The sequence below is a fragment of the Paraburkholderia sp. SIMBA_027 genome, from assembly GCF_046535315.1.
Classification (GTDB): domain Bacteria; phylum Pseudomonadota; class Gammaproteobacteria; order Burkholderiales; family Burkholderiaceae; genus Paraburkholderia; species Paraburkholderia tropica.
The window spans coordinates 1-24,562 of sequence record NZ_JAWRWY010000017.1 but is presented as its reverse complement, the minus strand read 5'-3'; the positions used below and the strand labels follow the sequence as shown (position 1 = coordinate 24,562).

Sequence of the window (24,562 nt, the reverse complement as noted above, 5' to 3'; positions counted from 1 at the left end):
TAACAAAAACTGTGGATAGCTCCAGACTGTCTGCGTGGCCACTCGCCCCTATCATTGCTCGGCATCCTAATGATTGACATTGCACCCCTGCCTGGTCGGAGTGCCGGTCGATTACCCGTTAAACGTGAAGCCCTTCCACTGGAAGCCGCGTGCTTCCTCCAGCGAGCACAGCCACATCCATTGCCCGGGGACCATCGGGCAGGACGAACGGTCTGTGGTCAGCGGTACGGTGCGTACCACGTCGAACTTCTGCCCCTTCTCGATGCGCAGGATATCGGTGGGTCCGGACTCCTTCGTCCAGCCCTCCCAATAGCCGCTTTCCGGGCAGACGCCCCCTGTGCAGAGGTTCATGTAGCCGTAGTCATTGCGCTTCTTGAGTCGTTCTTCCTCGCGCTTCTGTTTGCGCATTTCTGGTGTTAGCAACGGATAGGCGCGGGCAATTCTCACTAACCACAGTGACGGCTGCGTACCAACTGGTGCATCACTTCCCGGTTCGAAATAGGTAAGTTCAACATCGACTGGAAAGCGACTATCCGAATGCGCATTCGCACGGAAACGATATCTATGCTGTCCGGGCGTTTCAGCCAAGGGCGGTCCCATATCGTTGTCTTTGGACCGAGATCCATCGCTGCTTACCCAATAATCGGCCAAATCGAGTTCCTGCTTCAGAACGGATATGGATATTCCGCGAACCGCTACATAGAAAGTCAGTCGGAATTCGGATGGCACTATTTTCAACATAGAGCGATCGTCAGTATAGTCAAGCGGATCATCAACCGTCCTTAGCTTGATGGAGGCTTCTGGCATTTCATTGTTATGGAAAGAATATACTTCCCCAAAATCGGAAAATACCGATTTTGTTGACTGATGGATTTTCCCAAATGCGGGATTGTTAACGTCCAAAGGCTTGTCGTCTCGCAGAACCAGCATGGCCTCCCGCAATGCGTTCACTATCGCCACCCTTTGCGTATCTGTTACCTGATCAGCCATTGCCGAAGACTCCGATTTCTTCAAGGGCATGTCGATAGTGCCTTGTGCAAGTGCCGGGATTGACCAGGTCAGCATGGTCAGGATTATCCCAATACTGCATAACTGCAATTTCGGTCGCAAATGCATCCTCCTCGTGGTAATGGGTGTAGTATCCAGGCTCGTCGCGTTGCCCCATCGCCAAAGCCTGCTCCAGCGTAACGCCACGCATTTTTGCGACTTCGGCCTGCACCTTGTCAGCATCCGCAAATGCCGGTTTCCATGGTTCATACCCGATTCCAGCTTCCCGGTTAACAACAATGAACCACCAGTATTGAAAGATGAGCATGCGATGTACGCCAATCTTGACGAGATCGTTTCTCGGAAATTGCTGCTTTTCAGCCAGCGTCAGGATATCTTCCTGCGTAGTCGTTTTGAACATTGCTGCAATACCAGGAAACTGCCTGTAGTCGTCCGGATATGTTCCGTAAAGTGACATCATCCAGAACCTTTGCTGACAGTGACGTGCTTCATGGTAGATCGTTGTTGCTAATCCTCTAAGTCGTGCGTCGAAGCTCCCCCGCGCGCTCGCCTTTTTTGCATCCGTTTTAGCGGCATCAATCATGTCAAATTGATTCAACAAAATGGAAATTGTTGCTTCAGTGATATGCATCGTCCACGCTGTGGCGTTAAATACCGCCGCTTCAGTACCCCTGAGGTTAAACCCCGATACTTTCGCGGACTCGCGCGTAAGAATTTCAAGGTCGGGCATCGCGGATTTTGGCATTCCAAAAGCCCCAGACTGAAGGGCGGCGGTGAGCGCGTCCTTAACCGCAATTGTGATTTGCTCTGCGAGCAATGTGCTGGACGCGGATCTCCCCCCCTTCCAGTCTATGGCCGTCAGCGTTTTCTTGACTGCTGCCGTATAGGCTTTCGCGACCGGGTATTCAACGTCTTTCCGCGACAGCCCAATTGAAATATCCGCCTTGGCGCTGCCAATAAAGCGGTACGTCCGCAGGCCGAAATTCATTGGATCGCACGACAGGAACGCTGGCTCCCTGGCCTGCGATGTCGCCCCCGTCTGTGGAGTGGAAACGGTCTTGTTGCCAACCTGCATGGTCTGCGCCGGCGCCACCGCGTTCGGTGGTGGCAGGCTCGCATCCTGGTAGACCGTCGTACTGACCAGCCCGACGACGTGATCCGGCTCGCTCTGCGACATCAGCTCGATCATGCCGAACATCGTCGCATTGCTTGTGACCAGCTCCATTTCCCCCAGCTCATTTGTCACACCGCTGATGACCCGCCCATCATCGAGCGTCATGCGGTACGGCTGGTTTGAGATCGCGAAGCCCCCCTGGTTCTCCACCAGCACGTGATGCGCTGCGAACTTGCCAGGGCTGTCCGGCGTCACCGGAAACTGCACCGGTTGACCTTGCGGGTCCGCTGTCGCATGTCCTGCCGCGTGAATCAGATGCTGTCCGTTGGTGTAGACGTAGAACCCATCCGGTCGCAGGCTGACAAGCGTGTTGTTGCAGCGGAGATTGATCCCTTTCGGCGCATTGATGTCGACACGCCCCTGGGTGCTCGTTACCGTCATGTCATCCTGCGACATCAGCGTCATCGTGCCGTTGCGCGACTCGGCATGGACCGGCCCGGTCGATATCAGCCGGATGGTCTCCTGTGCATAGAAGGCAATCTTCTTCAGCACCGACACCAGCAACGACTTGCCCGCCGCAAGCGACACGTGACCCGTGGCGCTTGCCGCCAGATGCCGCCCGCTCGACAGGTGCAGGTCGTCGGTCGCCGCCGCCTGGATGCCCGCCGCGCTCGCGAGCAGCAGGTGAGGCCGCTCGAATTCAGGGAAATCATCCGCGCCCGCGCGCGGATTCGCGCTGCCGCGCAGCTCATCGTTCGCGGTCTTGATCGCTGTCACGGCGTCGCTCTGATCGCGCCCCGGCTCCTGTGCGCCGCGCTGCTGCGCGAGTTGCGCCGCGTTTTCGTGGATGTCGCGCGCCGCCGTCAGCCACTCGATGCACTCCTCGTCCACGCGGTTCTCACCCGGCGCGTAGCGCAGCGTCCTGTAGGCCTCGCCGTGCTGCTGGAACGCGCCCATCGTGTCCGCGATAACGAGGCGGTGAAAACCTTTCGAGTGCTCAAACCAGAAGAACAGACCCGCGCGTTCGCACCAGCGCATGAAGCACGTGAAGTCAGATTCGAAATACTGTCGTTGCAGGTCGCGCACGGGATAGTGTCCACCGTGGATCGGCCCCGCGACACGCCAGTCAATCGATACCGGGTAGTCCGCCAGCAGTTCGCGGATCGCATCGATCACTGTTTTGTTCTGGAAAACGCGATAGTTCTGCCCCATCGACGCCTGCTTCAGCGTCGGCTCCAGCACGAATTCGTAGACCATCGTGCGATCGTTACGCTCGATGAAGCGCGCCGTGCTCACACGCCCGGTAATTTCGCGCACGTGGAAACCGATGTTGCCCTGTCCCGTATTGCCAGGCATGCCGGGGATGAACGTGCCGCGCCCGGGAATGTCGATGGACACAGTAATCTCGGTGCCGACGATGGCGTCGAGATCAAGCGCGGTGTCGAGCGTCCACGGCGCGCGCAGATCGGTTTTTGCGCGCACGGTGTAGTGAAAAAGGCCGCCGACTGACTCCGTACCCTTCAGGCTGATGGGGACCAGCAGGGAATGCGTCACTTCCTTCTGCGGCACGGTCGGATTCAGACGCCAGTACCAGTCCTCGCGCGGTGTGAGCGGTGTGAATCGCGGAATGGCCGCGCCGTCGATCTCCATCGGCCTCCCGGGGGCACGATAGCGTTCCCGGCTGGAATCGCTGTGGTTTTGCATGGAATGCCTCACGCCCCGATGAGCGTGGCACCGCACGCGGTTGTGTCGCCGATGAACATCACCTTCACGCCGTTATGCGTGCGCGAGCCCGATGCCTTCCCCGGATAGTCGCCGCCGCACTTCGGACAGCGCACCCGATGCCCTTCGAGCATCACCGGCACGCCGTGGTGTTGCAGATTCGGCGCGGCTTCGATGACCTCGCCGCCATGATCCGTGGCGTCGCCCAGGCGGGCGACTTCGCGCCCCGTTATGTCGTCTCTCATCTGCCGTTGCTTTCCGTGAAATCCACTAAACACGCATTGGCGCATGGGGGATAACAGAGGCGATATGAGAGCAGTCCGAATAGCGAATGCGCGGTGCCTGGTTTGGGGGCGTTTTGATCTGGGCCAGGATCCCGGGATCGTTCGCTATCCAAATTCTTTCTGCGACACGAGCGAACAAGCCGACTTGCTGGCACTTCGCGCCGCAAGAGAACGGATCGATCAACACTGCCGGCGCAACGGTAGTTCAGCGCAATCGCGGAAGACTTATCCCCAGTTTTTGTTGAAGTCCCTGTGGACAAGCCCTGGGCAACCCACCCAAACCCTTGTTGCCAAAGAGAATTGTCCGCGCAAAACAAAACACGGCACGTCGTTGCCGACGTGCCGTGTAATGAGGTGAAGCGGCGAACCTGAGCGAATACCGCAGCGTTACGGCTTGTTCGTCTCAAACAGATCCATGATCTGCTGCTTCTCGCTCGTGGTCACGCTCGGCGGCGTCATGCCGCCCGGACCCATGCTGCCCGTTGCGCCGCTCGCATCGCTGGCCGCGCCGGCCGGCACGCCCGCATCCATGCCGATGGCCGAAACGAAGCCCGCACCCGGCGTCATATCCGAGTAGTACAGCTCGCTGCCGATGGTCGTGAGACCTTGCGGCATCGGCGGCTCTTCCTGCGGAATGCCTCGCAGCGCCTTGCTCATGTAGTCGACCCAGATCGGCAACGCGAGCTGCGCGCCGAACTCGCGGCTGCCGAGGCTCTTCGGCTGGTCGTAACCCATCCACGCAACCGCCACCAGCGTGTGCTGATAGCCGGCGAACCAGCCGTCGTGCGCGTCGTTGGTCGTACCGGTCTTGCCTTGCAGGTCGTCGCGATGCAGCACGTTGGTGCCCGCGCCCGTCCCCGCCGTCGCCACCGAATGCAGCAGGCTGTTCATGATGTACGCGTTACGCGGCGTGATCGTCTGCGGCGCGTTCTGGCCGGCGACCAGCGGCTGCGCACGCGAGATCGGCTGGCCGTGCGCGTCGTCGACTTCGGCGATCAGATACGGATTGATGCGATAACCGCCGTTCGCGAACACCGAGTACGCACCCGCCGATTGCAGCGGCGTGACGAGCCCCGCGCCGAGCGCCATCGGCAGATACGGCGGTGTCTTGTCCGCGTCGAAACCGAAGCGCTGCGTCACGTAATCCTGCGCGTACTTCGTGCCGATATACGACAGGATGCGGATCGACACGAGGTTCTTCGACTTCTGCAGCGCGAGGCGCATCGGCATCGGGCCGTCGGGTTGATCGTCGTCCTTCGGTTCCCATGCGTCGCCGCCCGGCGAGCTCGGCGGAAAATACAGCGGCGCATCGTTGATGATGGTCGCCGGTCCGAGGCCCTTTTCGAGCGACGCCGAATAGATGAACGGCTTGAAGCTCGAACCCGGCTGACGCCAGGCTTGCGTGACGTGGTTGAACTTGTTCTTGTTGAAATCGAAGCCGCCGATCAACGCGCGGATCGCACCGTCCTGCGGCGTGAGCGAGACGAGCGCGCCCTCCACCTGCGGCAACTGCGTGATCTGCCAGTCGTTCTTCTCGTCGGCGATCAGGCGCACGATCGAGCCGGACTTAATGCGCAGCGCGTTCGACGCGCGCGGCGACAGACCCGCCGCCACGAAGCGCAGGCCCTGGCCCGTCACCGTGATCTGCGTACCGTCGAGCAGTTGCGCCGTCACCGATTTCGGCGTGGCGTCGATCACGACCGCGGAGACGAGGTCGCCGTTGTCGGGGTGATCGGTCAGTGCGTCGTCGATCGCCTGGTCGCGGTCGTCGCCGGCCGGCGGCAGTTGCACGAAACCTTCCGGACCGCGATAGCCGTGACGGCGCTCGTAATCCATCACGCCCTTGCGCACGGCGGCGTAGGCGGCGTTCTGGTCGGCGCTGTCGATGGTCGTGGTGACCGTGAGACCGCGCGTGTACGTTTCGTCCTTGTACTGCGCATACATCATCTGGCGCACCATTTCCGCGACGTACTCGGCGTGCACGCTGTACTCGGTGCCCGCGGTGCGCGTGTGCAGCGGCTCCTTGATGGCCTCGTCGTACTGTGCCTGGGTCACGTAGCCGAGATCGAGCATGCGCTTGAGGATGTACGCCTGGCGGATCTTCGCGCGCTTCGGATTGACGATCGGGTTATACGCGGACGGCGCCTTCGGCAGACCCGCGAGCATCGCCGCTTCGGCGAGCGTGATGTCCTTGAGATCCTTGCCGAAGTACACGCGCGCGGCGGCCGAAAAACCGTAGGCGCGCTGACCCAGATAAATCTGGTTCATGTACAGCTCGAGGATCTGATCCTTCGTGAGCGCACGTTCGATCTTGTACGCCAGCAGCATTTCGTAGATCTTGCGCGTGTAGGTCTTCTCGCTCGAGAGGAAGAAGTTACGCGCGACCTGCATCGTGATCGTGCTCGCGCCCTGCGACGCGCCGCCGTGCATCAGATCGGCCACGCCTGCGCGCAGAATGCCGACGAAGTCGACGCCGCCGTGTTCGTAGAAGCGATAGTCCTCGATCGCGAGCACGGCCTTCTTCTGCACGTCGGGGATGTCGTCGAAGCGCACGAGCTGACGTCGCTCTTCACCGAATTCGCCGATCAGCACGTGGTCGGCCGTGTAGATGCGCAGCGGCACCTTCGGCTGATAGTTCGTGAGCGCGTCGAGCGAAGGCAGCTGCGGGCCCATCACGACGAGCGCATAGCCGACGATCAGCGCGCCCACCACGGCCAGCGTGGCGAACAGGCCGAAGAAGCCGAGCGCGATCGACGCACCGATCGAGCGGCGTTTGGGCCGTTCGTCGCGCGCGTCGTCGCGGCGCTGCGGCTCGCGTCCACGGTTGAAGGAGGGTTCCCGATCGTCGTTCGGGTACTGCGGTGAAGGCGGTCGTTTAATGATAGGCATGACTGGAATGATTGGCGCGTTCGTTTGCGCCGCGGCTGCGCGGCAAGCGCGCGTAGATCTCGATCATGGCGTCATGGCGCCAATGCGGCATGTGACGGCGCCGCGCCCCGAGCGCGGTTCCGTAACGCGGCCGGCAACGCCCCCGTCCGGCCACGTGGCGCGCGAATTCCGCGCGCCGTCGCAAGGTGAATCTTTCATCACCCTTTCGCGTGAAGCCCGCCCATGAAGCCTTGTGCGCTGCATCGACGCGAAATGTAACAGCGCATTCTAAATAATTCGGGCGGGGGCGGTCGCGCTTTTTTTGTAAGAGTTTCCTGGACAAGCTCATGCCGACCTGTTTATTCGCCGTGAATGCCGTGCGGTGACGGCAGTTTGCGCCACCTGACGCGTTCTGCGGAGAAAGTGTCGAAGCGACAGGAGATCGGCGCGCGCTTTCGACGCTGTGCGCCCCGATCCGCAATAGATCATTGCGCGCTGCGCAAGCGCCGTGCGCGCAGCTTGGCGTTGCGCATCGCGCGTCTCGTCTTATCATGGAGAGATTGCTGCACGCCCCTGCGCGAGCGGCGGCCATCGCGCTGCTGTAACGGCCGCCCCACCCGCGCCGGACCCGAGGTCATTCGAGGCCGACCCCGACGCCGATCCATCGGCGAGCCGATCATGAACAAGCCCAGCGAACGCATCGTGGTCTTCGTCACCCCCGCGCAGAAACGCGCGATCTCCGCCACTGCCGACGAACTCGGCATCAGCATCAGCGAGCTCATGCGGCGCGCGGTGATCGCCTTCAGCGCAACCAGCGACCAGGTGAAGGCGGCCAGCATCGTCGACCGTCTGAACGCGCCGCGCCAGCCTGACGCGCTCGCGCAGGTCTTGCGCAAGGCCGCCAAACCGCTGAAGCCGGGACGCGCCGGTATCCGGCCCGCTGTCGCCGGCGAAGCAAACGCGCCGCTCGAAACCGCCACGCCGCTCGAACACGCGCAGACATCCGACGAAACACACGAAGATCACGAGGCCCGTCTCGAACACGACGCCACGCACGAAGTGGCGCAAGCGGTCGCACGCCTCGCGGCATCCGCCGCCGAAAGCGCTGCGCAGGAAAGCCACGCCGCGCTGCCGCAAGACGTGCATTTCGCCGATAACGAACCGCTGCAGCCGCTCAGCGGCACACCGTTCGCCCGTCGCACGCTCGACGACCGCGACGAAGAAGACACACATCGCCATGGCCCCGCGCCCGAGGGCGGCAAGTTCGCCTGAGCGCGCGCCTGCCCGCGCCAATTAGACGGCCAACGCGACGGCCGATGCACGCGCGACGCACCCTCTGCGCGCCGTGCCTTTAAGTCCCTTTTAAGAGACCCCGTGGTGTAATATCCGCGAGCGATGCGCGCTGGGCCACGCATGAAACGCGGCGCGACGTGAAGAAAGGTCAATTGTGTCGGCGTGAATCGTTCGCGCTATTGCAATCGGCGCTTTCGTCCCGATTTGCGCGCTGCATGCGCGGCTCGCCCAAAGCGGCGTAAGCTGAACGCGAGGCGCGCGCACGTGCCGCAAGCCGCATCGCGGCCCGCCAAATGTAGGGCCGATCTCATTTCACCGGAGAATTACATGTCGCTTTTCGACTCCATCTCTCGCACGGTCAAGGGTCTCTTGAACGATGCCGCCGACTCCGTGCAGGACCCGTCGCGCGACGCGCGCCAGATCGTGCGCGAACTCGACGACAGCATTGCGAAAGCCGAGAACTCGCTCGTCGAGATCCAGGCGCAGGTCGCAATGCAGCAAAGCAAGCGCGACGTGGCCGCCGACAAGGCGAAGAAGTACGAAGACGGCGCGAAGCGCGCGCTGCAATCGGGCGACGAAGCGCTCGCTCGCGAGGCGCTCGGCGCGCAGTCGACGGCTGAAGCCGAACGCGACGCGCTCGCGGCGGAACTCGCCAAGCTCGAACCGTCGGTCGACCAGCTGAAGCAGCAGATCGACGACATGCGCTCGCGCCGCAACGACCTCAACGCACGCTCGAACATCCTGCAGGCGAAGCAGCAGATCGCCCAGGCCAAGGACGTCGCGGCGACCGCGCTCGGCGGCATCGGCGGCAAGAATCTTGCGCAGGACTTCCAGAAGCTCGAAGACAAGGTGAATCTGTCGAACGCCCGCTCCGACGCCCGCCTGAATTCGGCGGACACGTCGAGCGGCAAGGCGCTCGACGACAAGCTCGCCGCGCTGAACAAGGGCCCGTCGGTGGATGACCGCCTCGAAGCCCTGAAAAAGCAGCTGAATACGCCGGCGCAGTAACACGCCGCGCGTGACGGATGCGGCGCAGCGGTCTTCGCGCGCCGCATCCACGTAACACTGTCATGGAGACGGGCGACAAGCCGCCCGGCCTGCAACATGAAAAAGTTTTTTGTCGCTGTTTTCGCTTCGCTTGCGCTCGTGAGCGGCCTGGCGTTCGCCGTGCCGAGCGTCCAGCAGATCGAATCCGCGATGTCGCAAGGCGACTGGCAACGCGCCGACTCGGGTCTCACCGAGGTTCTGCAGGCGCATCCGGACAACGCCCGCGCGCACTATCTGTACGCGCAGGTGCTCAACCGCGAAGGCCGTTACGCCGATGCGCTCACGCAGGTCCAGCAGGCGAAGCAGCTCGACCCGCAAGTGCGCTTCACGCAGCCGCAGCGCTTCGCGCAGGTCGAAGCCAAAATCCGCTCCGACGCCGCGCGCGCCGGTAGCGTCACCACCAACCGCGCAAGCAATCCGTTCGCGCAGCAATCGCAATCCGTCGCGCCCGCCGCCGCCATGGCCGCTGCCGCGCCGGTCAGGCACGGTCCGGGCATCGGCATGTGGATCGGGATTGCGATCGTCGTGATCGGCATCGCGCTCGTGCTGCGCTGGACGCTGCGCCGCGCGAAATCGAACGACGACGCCAAGGCCGGCGACGACCGCCGCGACCAGCTCAAGCGCGCCACCGACCTGCTCAACGGCGTGCGTTCGCTCAAGCTCGACGTGAAGCTCTCGACGGCCGCCGGTCACGAGGTGCTGGAGAAAGATCTCGAAGCGTTCGAAACGCAGCTTCGCGGCGTGGTCGAACGGCTTTCGGGCAGCACGAATCCGGTCGCACCCTACGAGATCGAAGATCTGGAACGCCAGTTCGAAAGCCTCAAGGCGCGCGCCGAAGGCCGCTCCGATCCGAACGCCCAGGCCGCCGCGCCGGCGGCCGCGTACGGCAGCGGCTCGGCCTACGCGCGTGAAGCCGACGCCGCCTTTGGTCACAATCCGCAATATCCGCCGCAATATCCGCCACAGCAGCAACCGCAAGTCATCGTGCAGCAAGGCGGCGGTGGAATGGGCGGCATGGGCGGACTGCTGACGGGCGTGCTGCTCGGCGAGGCGCTCAACCACGGCCGCGACCGTGTGATCGAACGCGACGTGATCGTCGACGACGACGGCCGCCGTGTGCCGCGCGACGGCGGCAACGGCGGCGGTCTCGACTTCGGCCAGGGCTCGAACGACTGGGACGACGGTTCGGGCGGCGGCGTCGACATGGGCAGCAACGACAGCAGTTCCGACGACTGGAACAGCTAGGCGCCCAGCCGCCGCGCATTCGCCGCTGCTTTTGGATCACGGGCTCCCTCGCGGAGCCCGTTTTACATCGGCGCTGCCTTTCATTTTTCGAGCACGCGCTCCCGCTTTGAAGAAGCACACGATCATGGCCACACCTGCGGGACCCTCCTCCACTGCGCCGCGCATCGTCATCGTCGGCAGCGGTTTTGCCGGTATTGGCATGGCGATCCGCTTGCGCCGCATGGGCATCGAGTCGTTCACGATCTACGAGGCCGCCGCGAGCCTCGGCGGCACCTGGCGCGACAACGCCTATCCCGGCGCGGCGTGCGATGTGCCGTCGCATCTCTATTCGTTTTCATTCGAGCCGAACCCGGACTGGACGCGCACCTACGCGCCGCAACAGGAGATTCTCGACTATCTCGAACGCTGCGCGCGCAAATACGACGTCGAGCGCTTCGTCGTCTATCGCTCGCGGGTAAGCGCCGCGCGTTTCGATGTGACGCGCGCCGTCTGGGTGATCGAGATCGAGCGCGAAGGCGTGACCGAAACCGTGGAAGCCGATCTGCTGATCGCCGCCAACGGACCGCTCTCGCGTCCCGCCCTGCCCGCGATCGACGGGCTCGATCGCTTCGAAGGCACGCTGTTTCACTCGGCGCGCTGGGATCACGACTACGCGCTCGAAGGCAAACGCGTGGCCGTGATCGGCACGGGTGCGAGCGCGATCCAGTTCGTGCCGCGCATCCAGCCGCGCGTCGCGCAGCTCACGGTGTTCCAGCGCACGCCGCCGTGGATCATGCCGCGCCGCGACCGCGCGATCAGCGCGCGCCGGCGCTGGATTTACCGACACGTTCCGCTCGCGCAGCGGCTCGCGCGCGCGGCCATCTATTGCCAGCTCGAATCGCGCGCGCTCGGCTTTATCGTCGATTTGCGCCTGCTGAATGCGCCGATGAAATTCGCGCGCAACTATCTGGCGCACAAGGTCAAGGACGCGGCACTGCGCGCGAAACTCGCGCCCGATTACCTGCTCGGCTGCAAGCGCGTGCTGCTATCGAGCGACTATCTGCCGGCGCTCACGCAGCCTAACGTGGCGCTCGTAACGGAGCCGATTCGCGAAGTGGTCGCCGATGGCGTCGTGACGCAAGACGGCACGCATCATCGCGTCGATGCGATCGTCTGCGGCACGGGTTTTCAGGTCAACGACGTGGATGCGCCGTTTCGCGTGACGGGCCTCAATGGCGCGGATCTCGGCGAAGCGTGGCGGCGGGACGGTCCCGAGGCATATCTGGGCGCGAGCGTGGCGGGCTTTCCGAACTTCTTCATCGTGATCGGCCCGAACACGGGTCTCGGCCACAACTCGATGATCTACATGATCGAGTCGCAGATCCGCTATATCGCCGATTGCATCCGCGCGATGCAGCGCCGTCGCGCGCGCACGATGAACGTGCGCGCCGACGTGCAGCGCGCGTTCAACGCGAAACTGCAGGCGCAGCTCGCGCGCACGGTCTGGAAGTCGGGCTGCCATAGCTACTATCAGACGAAAAGCGGCAAGGTCACGTCGCTGTGGCCTGGCTTCACGTTCGCGTTTCGTCACCAGACGCGGCGCGTGCGCGAAAGCGACTATGAGTTCGGCCGCTAACGGCACATATGTTTCGGCATCCGAATCATATGTGCCACGCGCTCTACACGCGCACCGGCTTGCCCGCGTAGACCCGCGTTTCGTACGCGAAGTCCACCGTGCCGCCTTGCTGCGTGGCATCGAACAGCGTGCGTAGCGCCGCGAGCATCGGCGCGTGGCGTGCGTCGTCGGCTGTCGGCGCATATGACGACGACATCAAGCGCCCTTTCAGCGCGTCGAAATCGAGCTGCTGTGCGTTCGGAAACACCGTTTTCTGCTCGAAGCCCTCGCCGAACCAGTCGGCCATCGCGTCGTCGGACGGATAGGTTTCGGCCACCTCGGTGTAGTCGGCGCAGAACGCGTGCAGCAAGGCCTCATAGCCTTCGAGAAACGCCGAGCCCTTGAGCAGACGGCTGTTCCAGAACAGCAGGATCTTGCCGCGCGGCTTGAGCACGCGCGCGAATTCGCGCCGCGCGCCCGCCTTGTCGAACCAGTGAAACGCCTGCGCGGCAATCACAAGATCGACGCTCGCGGTATCGAGCGTGCTTGCTTCCGCCGTGCCCGCCACGCTGCGATAGCGCGGATAGTCGGCCAGAAATGCGTCCGCCGCCGCGCGCATCGCCGCATTCGGTTCGACAGCGACGACCGGATGGCCCGCGTCGAGAAAGAGTTTCGACGACAAACCCGTGCCCGCGCCGATGTCGGCCACCGTCGCGCCTGGCGCGACGCCGCATTCGACGTGCGCGAACGTCGCCACTTCGCGCGGATAGCTCGGGCGGTACTTCACGTAGTCGGCGACCCGGTCGGTGAAACGCCGGGTGGAATCGTCGGTCATGAACGCCCCTCGTCGTGTGTTGTGCGCTCAGCGTGTCGCGTCTCGCGCGGCGCGCCGCCTCATCCGGCCCCACTCAACAGCTTGAGCAGGTCCCAGAGAAAACGGCACACCATCACAATCAGTTCCCAAAGCTGAGCCAGTTGATGCCAGAACGCGCCGACCACCACAAACGCGCCCTCCCCAAATATCGCTTCTATCATCATGTTCCCACTGCGGAGCGCGCCCATCGCGATCCGCAAGCCCCGATCATAGCGCCCCGCGCTACCCGCACGCGAAAGCGGCCTGGAAGCCTGGCCCGAAGCTACCCCGGAAAGCCCGCTCAAGTCGCCGTCCGCGCTGCCGTAAACACGTTGAAATCCCGGCGATCGCGCACGCGTCATGCATGCGTGGCGCGACGACCGGGCGCGACACGCATCGCCGCAGCGAATACGTAGAGCAAGGAGACTTCCGATGACAGTTTTGCGCCTGGCCTGGCGCGGCCGCCGCCGCTCAGGAAAATCGGCCTCGATCGTTGGCGATATCGCCGCGCACGCGGGCCGGCTTGGCATTGAAATCTGCGACGTGTCCGGCAATGTCGAGGCCGTGGCGGCCCGCGTCGGGCATCAGGCGGACGTGTGCGACGCCTTGCGCGAGTCGGCCGCGCACACGCTCGCGGGGAACCATCAGATCGCCACCGCCGCGCGCGCCATGCGCGAAGTCAGCGCCGGGACGGCCGCCAATGTGCAGGCCTCGCAGCAGACCATCGAGGCGTCGCTCGGCGACATTCACTGGCTGGTCGAGGGCGTGACCGTCATCGAAACCCAGATCGGCGCGCTCAAGGCGGCGCTCGAACACGTCTCGCGGGTTTCCGAGGAAATTTCGCTGATCGCGCGTCAGACCCAGTTGCTCGCGCTGAACGCCGCCATCGAGGCCGCGCGCGCGGGGGAATCCGGCAAGAGCTTCGCGGTGGTCGCCGCGGAGGTGAAGAACCTGTCCGCCAAGACCGCGCAAGCCACCGGACAGATCGAACAGACGCTCGCGAAACTCACGCAGCAGACCGAGCGTCTGATCGTCGAAGGCGCCGCCAACACCGAGCGCGCGCATCGCGTGCGCGAAGGCACGCGCGCGATCGGCGAGGCCGTGCACAGCACTGGCGATGCGATCACCCTGCTCGACGCGCACGCCGGAGAGATCGCCAAACTCACCGGCGAGATCGAAGCGAAGTGCGACGGTCTCGAATCGCAGGTCAGCGAGATGGCCAACGGCGTCGAGGATTCGAGCCGCAATTTCGCGCAGGCCAAGGATCAACTCGGCAAGCTGCTTTCGGTCTCCGAGACGCTCATCGAACTCTCGGCCGCGACCGGCGTGGAAACCGAGGACACGCGTTTCATCGACAGCGTGCAGCGCGCGGCGGAGCAGGTCGGCAAGCTCTTCGAAGCGGCCGTCGCGCGCGGCGAAATCAGCGAGGCCGATCTGTTCGACCGCCACCACGCGCCGGTGCCGAACACGCAGCCGCAGCAGCACATGACGCGCTTCACCGCGTTCACCGACCGCGTGCTGCCGCCGATTCTCGAACCGCTGCTGCAACTCGACGAGCGCGTGGCTTTCTGCGCCGCCATCGATCCGCTCGGCTACATTCCCACGCACAACCGCAAGTTCTCGCATCCGCAGGGCGCGGATCCGGTATGGAACGCCGCGAACTGCCGCAACCGGCGCATCTTCAACGACCGCACCGGGCTCGCCGCGGGCTCGCATACGAAGCCGTTTCTGTTGCAGACGTATCGGCGCGATATGGGCGGCGGCCAGTTCGCGATGATGAAGGACGCGTCCGCGCCGATCTTCGTCAACGGACGGCATTGGGGCGGTTTTCGAATGGGGTATCGGCTTTAAAAGCCGGCTCTAAACAAGCGGCTCTTAAGCCCGCACGCCCGAAAAGAAAAACGGCGCGCAGACCGAAGTCCACGCGCCGTTTTGTCTGTTTTGGCGACGCCGCCGAAGCAGCGAAACCCTCAGACCGCCATCGCCGAGCGCCGACGTTCGGCGCGCTGCATGAAGTAATTGCCGACGATCACGCCCACCGTCACGACGCCGATGAACAGCGTCGCGAGCGCATTCATTTCCGGATTCAGGCCCAGACGCACGCGCGAGAACACCACGAGCGGCAGCGTCGTCGAGCCGGGGCCCGAGAGGAACGCCGAGAGCACGAGGTCGTCGATCGACAGCGTAAACGACAGCAGCCAGCCCGCCGCGAGCGCCTGCGAAATCAGCGGCAGCGTGATCTGGAAGAACACCTTGAACGGCGTGGCGCCGAGGTCGAGCGCGGCCTCTTCCAGCGAGGGATTCAGCTCGCGCACGCGCGACTGCACGATGATCGCGACGTAGGAGATGCAGAGCATCACGTGACCGATCCAGATCGTGAACACGCCGCGGCCCGCGGGCCAGCCGAGCAGCTTGCCCATTTCGACGAACAGCAGCAGCAGCGAGATGCCCTGAATCACTTCGGGGATCACGAGCGGCGCGTTGATCATGCCCGTGTAGAGCGTGAAGCCGCGAAAACGGCCCATGCGCGCGAGCACGAAACCCGCCCACGTGCCGATGATCACCGAGGCGAACGCCGTCATCAGCGCGATGCGCAGCGAGAGCCACGCGGCGTTGATGAGTTCGTCGTCGGTCGCGAGCGCCTGATACCAGCGCGTCGAGAAATGCGTCCACACCGTCACGAGTTGCGACTCGTTGAACGAATAGACGATCAGGCTGACGATCGGAATGTAGAGGAACGCGAAGCCAAGGCCGAGCGCGATGAATTGCAGGACGCGATTCGGTTTCATTTGCCGCGGCCCTCCAGTTCCTTCGCCTGGAAGTGCTGGAACAGCGCCATCGGCACGAGCAGCAGCAGCACCATCGCGCAGGTGACGGCGGACGCCATCGGCCAGTCGGCGTTATCGAAGAACTCGTTCCACATGACGCGGCCGATCATCAGCGTGTTCGCGCCGCCGAGCAGTTCCGGAATCACGTACTCGCCGACCGCCGGAATGAACACCAGCAGACAGCCCGCGATGATGCCGTTCTTCGAGAGCGGCAGCGTGATTTCGAGGAATGCGCGCCACGGCTTCGCGCCGAGGTCGTAAGCGGCCTCGAGCAGCGTGAGATCCATTTTCACGAGGTGCGCGTAAAGCGGCATCACGAGAAACGGCAGGTACGAATAGACCATGCCGATATAGACCGCCGTGTTCGTGTGATACAGCTCGATAGGCGAATGGATGATGCCGACCGACATCAGGAAATTGTTCAGCAGTCCGTTGTTCTTCAGAATGCCGATCCACGCGTAGACGCGAATCAGGAACGACGTCCAGAACGGCAGCATCACGGCCATCATGAGGATGTTGCGCGTGGCCGGATTCGAGCGCGCGATGTAGTACGCCATCGGATAGCCGATCAGCAAACACAGCAGCGTCGAAATGGCCGCCACGACCACCGAATTCACGTAGGTCGCGAAGTACAGGCTGTCCTGGAACAGAAACGCGTAGTGCGAGAGGTCGAGCGCGATGTGCCAGACGCCGTCGCTGAACGACGTGAGTTCCGTGTACGGCGGAATGCCGAGCTGCTGGTCGGCGAAGCTGATCTTCACCACCAGAATGAACGGCACGAGGAAGAACAGCAGCAACCAGAAGAACGGCCCCGCCACCACGGCGGTGCGGCCGGTCAGGTTGAAGCGCCGCGCCGGCCAGTGCAGCACGTCCTTGAAGGTCGGCGCGCTCATGAGGTCAGCACCACGCCGGCCGATGCGCTCCAGCGCACGTAGACTTCGTCCTCCCAGGTGGGCGAGTCGATCTCGGAGAGCGCGAGGCTCGACATGTTCGCGATCACCGTCTTGCCCGATTCGAGCTTGACGTGATACAGCGAGTAGCCGCCCATGTAGGCGATGTTCTTGACGACGCCCTTGCCCCAGTTGAACACGCCCTCGGGCGGCTTGCGCGTGAGCGAGATGCGCTCGGGGCGCACCGAGATCGTCACGGGCATGCCGAGCGGGCCGGTGATGCCGTGGTTCACGTACAGGCGTACGGGCAGATCCGCCGACTCGACGAACACGTGGTCCGGTTCGTCTTCCACGACGTTGCCGTCGAACAGATTGGTCGAGCCGATGAATTCCGCCGAGAAACGGCTGTTCGGATACTCGTAGACCTCGTTGGGGGTGCCGAGCTGGACGATCTGGCCTTCGCTCATCACCGCGAGGCGGCCCGCCATCGTCATCGCTTCTTCCTGGTCGTGCGTGACCATGATGCAGGTGACGCCGACCTTGTCGAGAATATTGACGAGCTCGATCTGCGTGCGCTGGCGAATCTGCTTGTCGAGCGCCGACATCGGCTCGTCGAGCAGCAGCAGCTTGGGACGCTTGACGAGCGAGCGCGCGAGCGCGACGCGCTGCTGCTGACCGCCCGACAACTGATGCGGCTTGCGCTTCGCGAAGCGCGTCATCTGCACGAGTTCGAGCGCGTTGGCCACGCGATCCTTGAGCTCGCCCTTCTTGACGCCTTCCTGGCGCAGCCCGAAGCCCACATTCGATTCCACGGTCATATGCGGAAAGAGCGCATACGACTGGAACATCATGTTGACCGGACGGCGGTACGGCGGCAGCGTGGCGAGGTCTTCGCCGTCGATCAGGATCTTGCCCGACGTGACGGTCTCCAGACCGGCGAGCATGCGCAGCAAGGTGGACTTGCCGCAGCCCGAGCTGCCGAGCAGCGCGAACAGCTCGCCCTTCTTGACCGACAGGTTGACGCCCTTGACGGCCGTGGTGTCGCCGAACTTCTTGACGACATCGACGACCTGCACGAAGTTGTCCGCGGCGGGATTGGCACCGTTGGCCGCGGCGAAGCCCGAAGGCAGCACACCGGCGGTTGCCGGCGCGCTCGACTGGTCACTCATGATTCTCTCTGCCCTGCCTGGTTCTGCCTGACTACTGGACGGGGTTGACGAACAAAGCCCCCGGCGTCGTGCCGAGGGCTCGGGTAAAACGGTCAGTCTGCTGCGCGGCGCGTCAGCGGCCCGACTTGAATTCGGTCCACAGACGCGTCTGCAGACGCTGGATCTCAGGCGGCAGCGGCTTGAGCAGGAACAGGGTCTTCAGAACCTCGGGCGGCGGGTAGACGGCCGGGTCGTTGGCGATGTCCTTGTTCACGTACTTGCGCGCTTCCGCGTTCGCGCTCGGGTAGAACACCGTATTCGTGATCGCCGCGTGCACCTGCGGCGTCTCGATGTAGTTGATCCACTCGTAAGCGGCTTCCTTGTGCTGCGCATCCTTCGGGATGGTCATCACGTCGAACCAGATCGGCGCGCCGCCCTTCGGAATGTAGTACTCGATCTTGTACGGCTTCTTCGCCTCGATCGCGCGATGCTTGGCGATCACGACGTCGCCCGACCAGCCGTAGGCGAAGCAGACGTCGCCGCCGACCATGTCGTTGATATAGCCCGACGAGTTGAACTGCGTGATGTACGGACGGATCTTCTTCATCATCGCCAGCGCGGCGCGATAGTCGTCCGGGTTCGTCGAGAGCGGATCCTTGCCGATGTAGTGCAGCGCGGCCGCGAACATCTGGTCCGGCGCGTCGAGCACCGAGACGCCGCACGCCTTCAGCTTCGAGATGTTCTCGGGCTTGAAGAGGATGTCCCAGTTGTCGAGCGGCACGTTCTTGCCGAGGATCTGCTGCGCCTTCGTGACGTTGTAGGCGAGACCCGTCGTGCCATACGCCCAGGGCACCGCGAACTTGTTGCCCGGATCCGCGCCGGCGACGAGCGCCATCAGCTGCGGATCGAGATACTTGAGATTGGGGATCTTCGACTTGTCGATCGGCGAGAAAATGCCGGCGGCGATCTGTTTGCCCGCGTAATTGCTGGTCGGCACAACGATGTCGTAGCCCGAGTTGCCCGCGAGGAGCTTGGCCTGGAGCGTGTCGTCGCTATCGTAGTTGTCGTACTTGACCTGAATGCCGGTTTGCTTCTGGAAGTTCGGAATCGTGTCCTTGGCGATGTAATCGGACCAGTTGTACACGTTCAGTTGCGTATCTTTCGCCACCGACGACACCCACGGCGCCGCGCACAACGCGATCGCACCCAGATGCGCCCAAACCCGTTTCTTCATCCCGTTCTCCGATTCACTCAGCCACGGCGCAGCTCGCGCCCGCCCTTTGTTTTTGCCTCGCATGTCGCCGCGCCTCGCGCGGCCCCCAGAATTTACCGAACCTACCATCAAACATGCCAGGCGCCAAAAAAGAACGGCCGCATGTCGCGCAAACGGAACACGCATTCTCCGTGCGGCGCCGATGGCAAATCGGGCGCAATTTTAGCCGTTTATGCGTCCCTGTCCACCGAAAAAACCGGACCGTGCGACATTCGCGCGACGCGGGCGACGCCGAGGCGCCGCGCAGGCCGGGGCGTGCGGCACGCCATCGCGGGGGCACATCCGGCGCGCCGGGGCAGGACGCGTGGTAAAAAAAACCCTGAGCAGACCGGGCCCGCGCCTCGCGAGCCTCAGGGCGGCATGCACCGCCCCGCGCGCCCCTCCGACCACCGCCCGCCTCCTGACGACCCGACGCATGAGCCTCGATACTCCCGCGCCTTGCCTTAGCCTTTGGTTTCGCCGTCTTCTGTCCTGTGTGTCTTCTGTGCCGCTTTTGCCGACCTGGATGCCTTTCCGGGCGCGCAGGGGCACAATCCGCGCGCAATCGCCGTGGCGCCGCCGAAGCCAAGCCGCCGTGATCCATCGCGCATCGACTTTGATTCCGGCGCTGGCAATGGCCGCCGCGGGTCTTGCCGCCGCGCCGGCCGCGCACGCGAGCATCGCCATGCTGCAGCCGCCGCGCGAAGTCGCCGCCTCCCAGCCGCTCGAACTCACCCTGCTCGTCACCGCCGACGACGGCCGCCCGCTCAAGGTCACGCTGCCTGCGACGCTGCGCGTAACGCTGACGAACGGCGACGTCGCGCCCGCGCCGCTCGATCTCGTGCGCGAGCCCGGCGTGCCCGACAGGTTGACGTTGCGGCCCGGCCAGTTCCGCAAGGTGCGCTACCGTGCGCCGTGGCCCGACAGCGCGCGCGGCGCGGTGCGCATCGATCCGGTGGGCTTCGACGCCTCGCCCGCGCTCGTCGTGCTCAATCGCGGCCCGAACCAGGCCGCCGTCGTCCAGACCGCGCGCGCCGAAAGCGCCGCGACCTCGCCCGCCAGGATCGCCGCCATCGAGGCCACCGGCGCCGACAGCGCCATTGCGCCCGCCGCCGACTCGCTCGCCACGACGGGCCGCAGCACGCTCGCGCGCCTGTCCTACTACGAGCCGATGTACGTCGGCGTGGGCAAGAACGGTGACACGACTGCGCGCTTCCAGCTCAGCTTCAAGTACCGGATCATCATGCCGGACGACCTGCGCTCGAAAGGTTTCTTCGACAACCTTTATTTTGCTTACACGCAGAATTCGATCTGGGATCTGAGCGCGACCTCGGCGCCGTTCCGCGACACGAGCTACATGCCGCAGCTGTTCTATTACATCCCGGATACCGGCTGGAAGAGCGACTGGTTCACGCGCATGGGCATCGCGGCGGGCGTCGGTCACGAGTCGAATGGCCAGTCGGGCGCGGCGTCGCGCGGCATCAACATCGTGTTCGTGCGGCCCACGTGGGAGTTCGGCAACGTGGACGACTACCACGTGACGGTTTCGCCGAAGCTGTACTACTACCTCAGCAAATCGGACAACGAGGACATTGCCGATTACCGCGGCTACATGGACCTGCTGATCAAGTACGGCAGCCCGGACGGCTGGCAGCTCGCCACGACGCTGCGCAAGGGCACGAAACACGGGTACGGCAGCGTCGACGCCCAGCTCACCTACCCGCTCTCGCGGCTGATCAGCAGCAAGTGGGGTGGCTATCTGTGGATCGGCTATTTCAACGGTTACGGGGAGGATCTGCTCGACTACAACCAGCGCCAGCACTGGGTTGCGCGGATCGGCTACAGCATTGCGCGCTGACTGCGCGCGACGGCGCCCGCCGTGGCGTCGGGCCGCAGTTGGCCGGATCGGCTAACATAGCGGGGTTTCTGGTCCCGACCGGCACGTGGCCGCGCCGGTCATCCCGCCCCAAGATATTTCATGGCATCCAATCTTCACGATCTCCCCGACAGCCCGTGCATCGGCGTGTGCTCGACGCTCTTCGACGACATCTGCAAAGGCTGCGGCCGCACCGCGATGGAAGTCTCCAACTGGGTGTTCCTCAGCGACGAGGAAAAGCGCGCCGTCTGGACGCGCATCGAGCGCGAAGGCACGGCCATGCGCTTCCAGAAGAAGAACGCCTGACGCCGCAAACATGAAAAACGCCGGACGAACCGGCGTTTTTTTCCTGCCCGAGCGGCGCGCCGGGCGTCAATTCCCGACGCTCAACTGCGCCTTCAACGCAGCGCAAAAGCGGCCCGTTTGGCGACCGCCGGCCGCGAACCCCCCGTCAAAAGCAGCTCCAGCAGATCGCGCACGCTGCGGATCGCGTTGCCGAACGGCAACGACTCGCGCCCCCGGAAAAACAGCCCGTTCGACACGTCGCCACGCAAAGCCGCCGCGAGACGCGTGTCGATGCAGAAGTGGCCGAATTTTTCGATACCGTCGCGCAGCCCGCACATCGACAGGCAGTCGAGCCCGGTCGGGCAGGCCAGCTTGATCGAGCCGATTTTCGCGCGGATACGCGATTCGTTGCGCAGGTAACGGTCGAGCCACGGCGTCTTCACCGCCCGCGCAGGCAGACCCGTCACGCTGACGAATTCGACGATGTCTTCGGGCGTGGCGTCGGCCAGCACGCGCTTGAAGTTCGGATGCGCGTCGCCCTCCTCGGTCACGGCGAACGGCGTGCCGACCTGGACGCCGTTGGCGCCGGCTTCCAGCCACTTGCGCACGGCTTCGTGACTGTTGATGCCGCCCGCGACGATCAGCGGCACGTCGCGGCGCGTGATGCCGAGCGAGGCGTAGACCTCGTCGAGATCGGCGAAGATGCGGTCGAACGCGAAACGCTCGTTGTCCATGTCGGCGATGTCGGTCACGCCAAGGTGGCCGCCCGCGTGCGCCGGGTGTTCGAGCACGATGGCGTCGGGCAGACGCCCCTTCTTCGCCCACTTCTTGAGCACCAGTGCGACCCCGCGCGCGTCCGACAGGATAGGCACGAGCGCGATATCGACGCCGGCGGTCATATCGGGCAGATCGAGCGGCAGACCGGCACCCATGACGATGGCGTCGGCGCCTTCCTCGCAGGCCGTGCGCACATAGTCGGCGTGGGCGCTCACGGCCTTCATGACGTTCACGGCGATCATGCCGTTGCCGCCGGCGAGCTGGCGCGCAGCGGCGATCTCGCGGCCGAGCGCGATCAGGTTCGCGCGTGCGAGCGTTTCGTGCGAGTGATCTTCGCGGCATTCATCGGCGAGGTCGGCGTGATGATGGCGCAGGTCGATGCTCGCGATGGTGCCGAGCGCGCCTTCGCGCGCGACACTGCCCGCGAGCCGGTGAGCCGAAATGCCGACGCCCATGCCGCCTTGCACGACCGGCAGCAGTTGACGCCCGCGGATGACGAGCGGCGAGAACGAATGAGTAGGAAACATGGTGACCCGCTTTGCGTTGTCGATGACAAAACGACAATGGTCGCGCGCCGCCCACAGATCACATTGCGATTAATCAATGAAAAATGCGGGGTCTTATGAAGAACCCCGCATGGATGATTCGCATCAACACGTCACGCCGAAACATTTGCAAGGCGCAAAAGCGCCTACAGATCAGGCTTTCGGCACTTTGAACTGCATCGATTTGTATTCCAGGTACTCCTCCAGACCGTAGACGCCGTTCTCGCGACCGTGGCCCGACTGCTTGTAGCCGCCGAACGGCGCGGCCATGTTCCACGCGCCGCCGTTGATGTCGATCTGACCTGTGCGGATACGTCGCGCCACGCGCATCGCGCGCTCGTCGCTGCCCGCCCAGACCGCGCCGCCGAGACCGTAGAGCGAGTCGTTGGCGATGGCGACGGCGTCGTCTTCGTCCTTCGCCGTGAGGATCGTCAACACCGGGCCGAAAATTTCCTCCTGCGCGATGGCGGCGTCGCGCGGCACGCGGCCGAACACGGTCGGCTTCACGAAGAAACCCTGCGTCACGCCTTCAGGCAGGCCCGCGCCGCCGGTCACGAGTTCGGCGCCATCCGCGATGCCGCGTTCGATGTAGTGCTGCACGCGCTCCTGCTGCACCTTCGAGGCGAGCGGGCCGAGCTTCGCCTTCTCGTCGCGCGGATCACCGACCGTGTAGGCTTCGACCGCCTCTTTCGCGAGCGCGCGCGCTTCTTCGTAGCGCGATTCCGGCACGATCATGCGCGTGTGCGCCGAGCAGGTCTGCCCCGAGTTCAGAAAGCACGCGCCGACGGTGCCTTTGACGGCCGCCGCGAAATCGGCGTCGTCGAGCAGGACCGAGGCCGACTTGCCGCCGAGTTCGAGCGCCACGCGCTTGACCGTCGCCGACGCCACTTCCGAGACACGCTTGCCCGCGCGCGTGGAACCCGTGAACGACACCATGTCGACCTGCGGATGGCGCGCAAGCAGTTCGCCGACAACCGGGCCGTAGCCCGTGACGAGATTGAACACGCCGGCCGGCAGGCCCGCCGCATGAATGGCCTCGGCGAGCACGAACGCATTGAGCGGCGCGATTTCGGACGGCTTGAGCACGACGGTGCAGCCTGCGGCGAGCGCGGCGGCGACCTTGAGCGTGATCTGGTTGAGCGGATAGTTCCAGGGCGTGATCGCCGCGACCACACCGACCGGCTCGCGCACGACCAGCGAATTGCCGACGCGCTCCTCGTACGGGAACTCGCTTGCGAGCTTCGCGTAGGCGCCCCAGTTGTAGACCGGACCGCCGACCTGGATCGCGCGCGCAAGCTTGAGCGGCATGCCGACTTCGCCGGCGATCAGTTGCGCGAGTTCGTCGGTGCGGGCCTTGAGGTTCTCGGCGATCTTTTGCAGATAGGCGCCGCGCTCGGCGGCGGGTGTCGCCGACCAGGCGTCGAATGCGGCGCGCGCGGCGGCGATGGCCGCTTCGGCATCGGCTTCGACGCCCTCGGGAATGCGGCCCATCACGGCCTCCGTACCCGAGTCGAAGACGTCGATCGTCCCTTTGCCATGCGGCGCGACCCATTGGCCGTTGATGTAGAGCTGGGCGTAATTGTTCATGCGGTGTGCTCCTGTCTCCGTGTCTGTTGGTGTTCTTGCCGCATGCCTGTTTGACGCACGCCGGACGTGTTTCGGGACGGCGCGGGCGTCAAGAACCACGCGGCGGCAACGTTACATTCTAGCGTGGTTGACGGTTACGTAAAGTGTCGGCGACACCCTGCGTTACACGGACTAATCCGTGCCTTGGCGGACCACCAAAACAAAACGGGCGACGCTTTACGCGTCGCCCGTTTTCATTTCATCCCGCAATCAGCAATCAGCAAACTGCGCTCAATGCAGACCCTGGCTCGCCAGGAAGTCCTCATAGTTGCCGCTGTAGTCGTTGATCGTGCCGTTGGTCTTCACT

Annotated in this window: 19 protein-coding genes; 7 read left to right on the top strand and 12 right to left on the bottom strand. The window is 64.0% G+C overall.

Going from position 1 to position 24,562, the window contains the following annotated elements; translation table 11 throughout:
• Window positions 1–111: 111 nt before the first annotated feature.
• The 4 genes from SB764_RS28665 to SB764_RS28650 form a co-directional block, all read right to left on the bottom strand.
• Window positions 112–990: a hypothetical protein gene (locus SB764_RS28665; RefSeq protein WP_156773894.1), complete on the bottom strand. Its 879-nt coding sequence runs from the start codon at window positions 988–990 to the stop codon at window positions 112–114.
• Window positions 983–3,772: a contractile injection system protein, VgrG/Pvc8 family gene (locus SB764_RS28660; protein WP_410865816.1), complete on the bottom strand. Its 2,790-nt coding sequence runs from the start codon at window positions 3,770–3,772 to the stop codon at window positions 983–985. The genes SB764_RS28665 and SB764_RS28660 overlap by 8 nt, the downstream gene beginning before the upstream one ends.
• Before the next feature lie 62 nt (window positions 3,773–3,834).
• Window positions 3,835–4,089: a PAAR domain-containing protein gene (locus SB764_RS28655; RefSeq protein ID WP_183038993.1), complete on the bottom strand. Its 255-nt coding sequence runs from the start codon at window positions 4,087–4,089 to the stop codon at window positions 3,835–3,837.
• Window positions 4,090–4,515: 426 nt separating this feature from the next.
• A complete protein-coding gene (locus tag SB764_RS28650; protein WP_065059406.1) occupies window positions 4,516–7,017 on the bottom strand; it encodes a penicillin-binding protein 1A in 2,502 nt (833 codons plus the stop codon).
• Window positions 7,018–7,674: 657 nt separating this feature from the next.
• Here SB764_RS28650 and SB764_RS28645 point away from each other — a divergent pair.
• The 4 genes from SB764_RS28645 (at window position 7,675) to SB764_RS28630 (ending at window position 12,196) form a co-directional block, all read left to right on the top strand.
• Window positions 7,675–8,268: a hypothetical protein gene (locus tag SB764_RS28645; protein ID WP_176079217.1), complete on the top strand. Its 594-nt coding sequence runs from the start codon at window positions 7,675–7,677 to the stop codon at window positions 8,266–8,268.
• 348 nt (window positions 8,269–8,616) lie between these two features.
• Window positions 8,617–9,297, top strand: a complete 681-nt coding sequence (locus SB764_RS28640) for a PspA/IM30 family protein (RefSeq protein ID WP_065059403.1) — start codon at window positions 8,617–8,619, stop codon at window positions 9,295–9,297.
• A 96-nt stretch (window positions 9,298–9,393) separates the two neighbouring features.
• Complete coding sequence (locus tag SB764_RS28635) at window positions 9,394–10,581, top strand: tetratricopeptide repeat protein (protein WP_321868131.1); 1,188 nt, start codon at window positions 9,394–9,396, stop codon at window positions 10,579–10,581.
• Between the two features lie 124 nt (window positions 10,582–10,705).
• A complete protein-coding gene (locus SB764_RS28630; RefSeq protein WP_183713933.1) occupies window positions 10,706–12,196 on the top strand; it encodes a flavin-containing monooxygenase in 1,491 nt (496 codons plus the stop codon).
• A 43-nt stretch (window positions 12,197–12,239) separates the two neighbouring features.
• Here SB764_RS28630 and SB764_RS28625 read toward each other — a convergent pair whose 3' ends face one another.
• Both SB764_RS28625 and SB764_RS28620 read right to left on the bottom strand, forming a co-directional pair.
• Window positions 12,240–13,010 carry a class I SAM-dependent methyltransferase gene (locus SB764_RS28625; RefSeq protein WP_065059401.1) on the bottom strand — a complete coding sequence of 257 codons (771 nt, stop codon included), beginning with the start codon at window positions 13,008–13,010 and terminating at the stop codon, window positions 12,240–12,242.
• 59 nt (window positions 13,011–13,069) lie between these two features.
• Entirely contained in the window at window positions 13,070–13,213 is a 144-nt protein-coding gene (locus tag SB764_RS28620; protein WP_161495517.1) for a hypothetical protein, read from the bottom strand.
• A gap of 247 nt (window positions 13,214–13,460) precedes the next feature.
• Here SB764_RS28620 and SB764_RS28615 point away from each other — a divergent pair, with 247 nt between their 5' ends.
• A complete protein-coding gene (locus SB764_RS28615; protein WP_410865815.1) occupies window positions 13,461–14,879 on the top strand; it encodes a methyl-accepting chemotaxis protein in 1,419 nt (472 codons plus the stop codon).
• Window positions 14,880–14,998: 119 nt separating this feature from the next.
• Here SB764_RS28615 and SB764_RS28610 read toward each other — a convergent pair whose 3' ends face one another.
• The 4 genes from SB764_RS28610 to SB764_RS28595 all read right to left on the bottom strand — a co-directional run bounded on the left by SB764_RS28610 (window position 14,999) and on the right by SB764_RS28595 (window position 19,128).
• Window positions 14,999–15,817 carry an ABC transporter permease subunit gene (locus tag SB764_RS28610; protein ID WP_065059398.1) on the bottom strand — a complete coding sequence of 273 codons (819 nt, stop codon included), beginning with the start codon at window positions 15,815–15,817 and terminating at the stop codon, window positions 14,999–15,001.
• Entirely contained in the window at window positions 15,814–16,749 is a 936-nt protein-coding gene (locus SB764_RS28605; RefSeq protein ID WP_065059397.1) for an ABC transporter permease subunit, read from the bottom strand. Before SB764_RS28605 ends, SB764_RS28610 begins: the two co-directional genes overlap by 4 nt.
• Window positions 16,746–17,915 (bottom strand): ABC transporter ATP-binding protein, encoded by a 1,170-nt coding sequence (locus SB764_RS28600; RefSeq protein ID WP_065059396.1) that lies wholly within the window; start codon window positions 17,913–17,915, stop codon window positions 16,746–16,748. Before SB764_RS28600 ends, SB764_RS28605 begins: the two co-directional genes overlap by 4 nt.
• Before the next feature lie 112 nt (window positions 17,916–18,027).
• Window positions 18,028–19,128 (bottom strand): polyamine ABC transporter substrate-binding protein, encoded by a 1,101-nt coding sequence (locus SB764_RS28595; RefSeq protein ID WP_065059395.1) that lies wholly within the window; start codon window positions 19,126–19,128, stop codon window positions 18,028–18,030.
• Window positions 19,129–19,780: 652 nt separating this feature from the next.
• On the opposite strand from SB764_RS28595, the gene SB764_RS28590 reads away from it, so the two are divergent.
• Together SB764_RS28590 and SB764_RS28585 are read left to right on the top strand one after the other, a co-directional pair.
• Complete coding sequence (locus SB764_RS28590) at window positions 19,781–21,004, top strand: phospholipase A (RefSeq protein WP_234774757.1); 1,224 nt, start codon at window positions 19,781–19,783, stop codon at window positions 21,002–21,004.
• 120 nt (window positions 21,005–21,124) lie between these two features.
• Window positions 21,125–21,328 (top strand): DUF1289 domain-containing protein, encoded by a 204-nt coding sequence (locus tag SB764_RS28585; RefSeq protein ID WP_074984548.1) that lies wholly within the window; start codon window positions 21,125–21,127, stop codon window positions 21,326–21,328.
• 92 nt (window positions 21,329–21,420) lie between these two features.
• Here SB764_RS28585 and SB764_RS28580 read toward each other — a convergent pair whose 3' ends face one another.
• Together SB764_RS28580 and SB764_RS28575 are read right to left on the bottom strand one after the other, a co-directional pair.
• Window positions 21,421–22,611, bottom strand: coding sequence for an NAD(P)H-dependent flavin oxidoreductase (locus tag SB764_RS28580; protein WP_410865813.1), 1,191 nt, complete (start codon window positions 22,609–22,611; stop codon window positions 21,421–21,423).
• Window positions 22,612–22,782: 171 nt separating this feature from the next.
• Window positions 22,783–24,216, bottom strand: coding sequence for an aldehyde dehydrogenase family protein (locus tag SB764_RS28575; RefSeq protein WP_321865423.1), 1,434 nt, complete (start codon window positions 24,214–24,216; stop codon window positions 22,783–22,785).
• Between the last annotated feature and the right edge of the window lie 346 nt (window positions 24,217–24,562).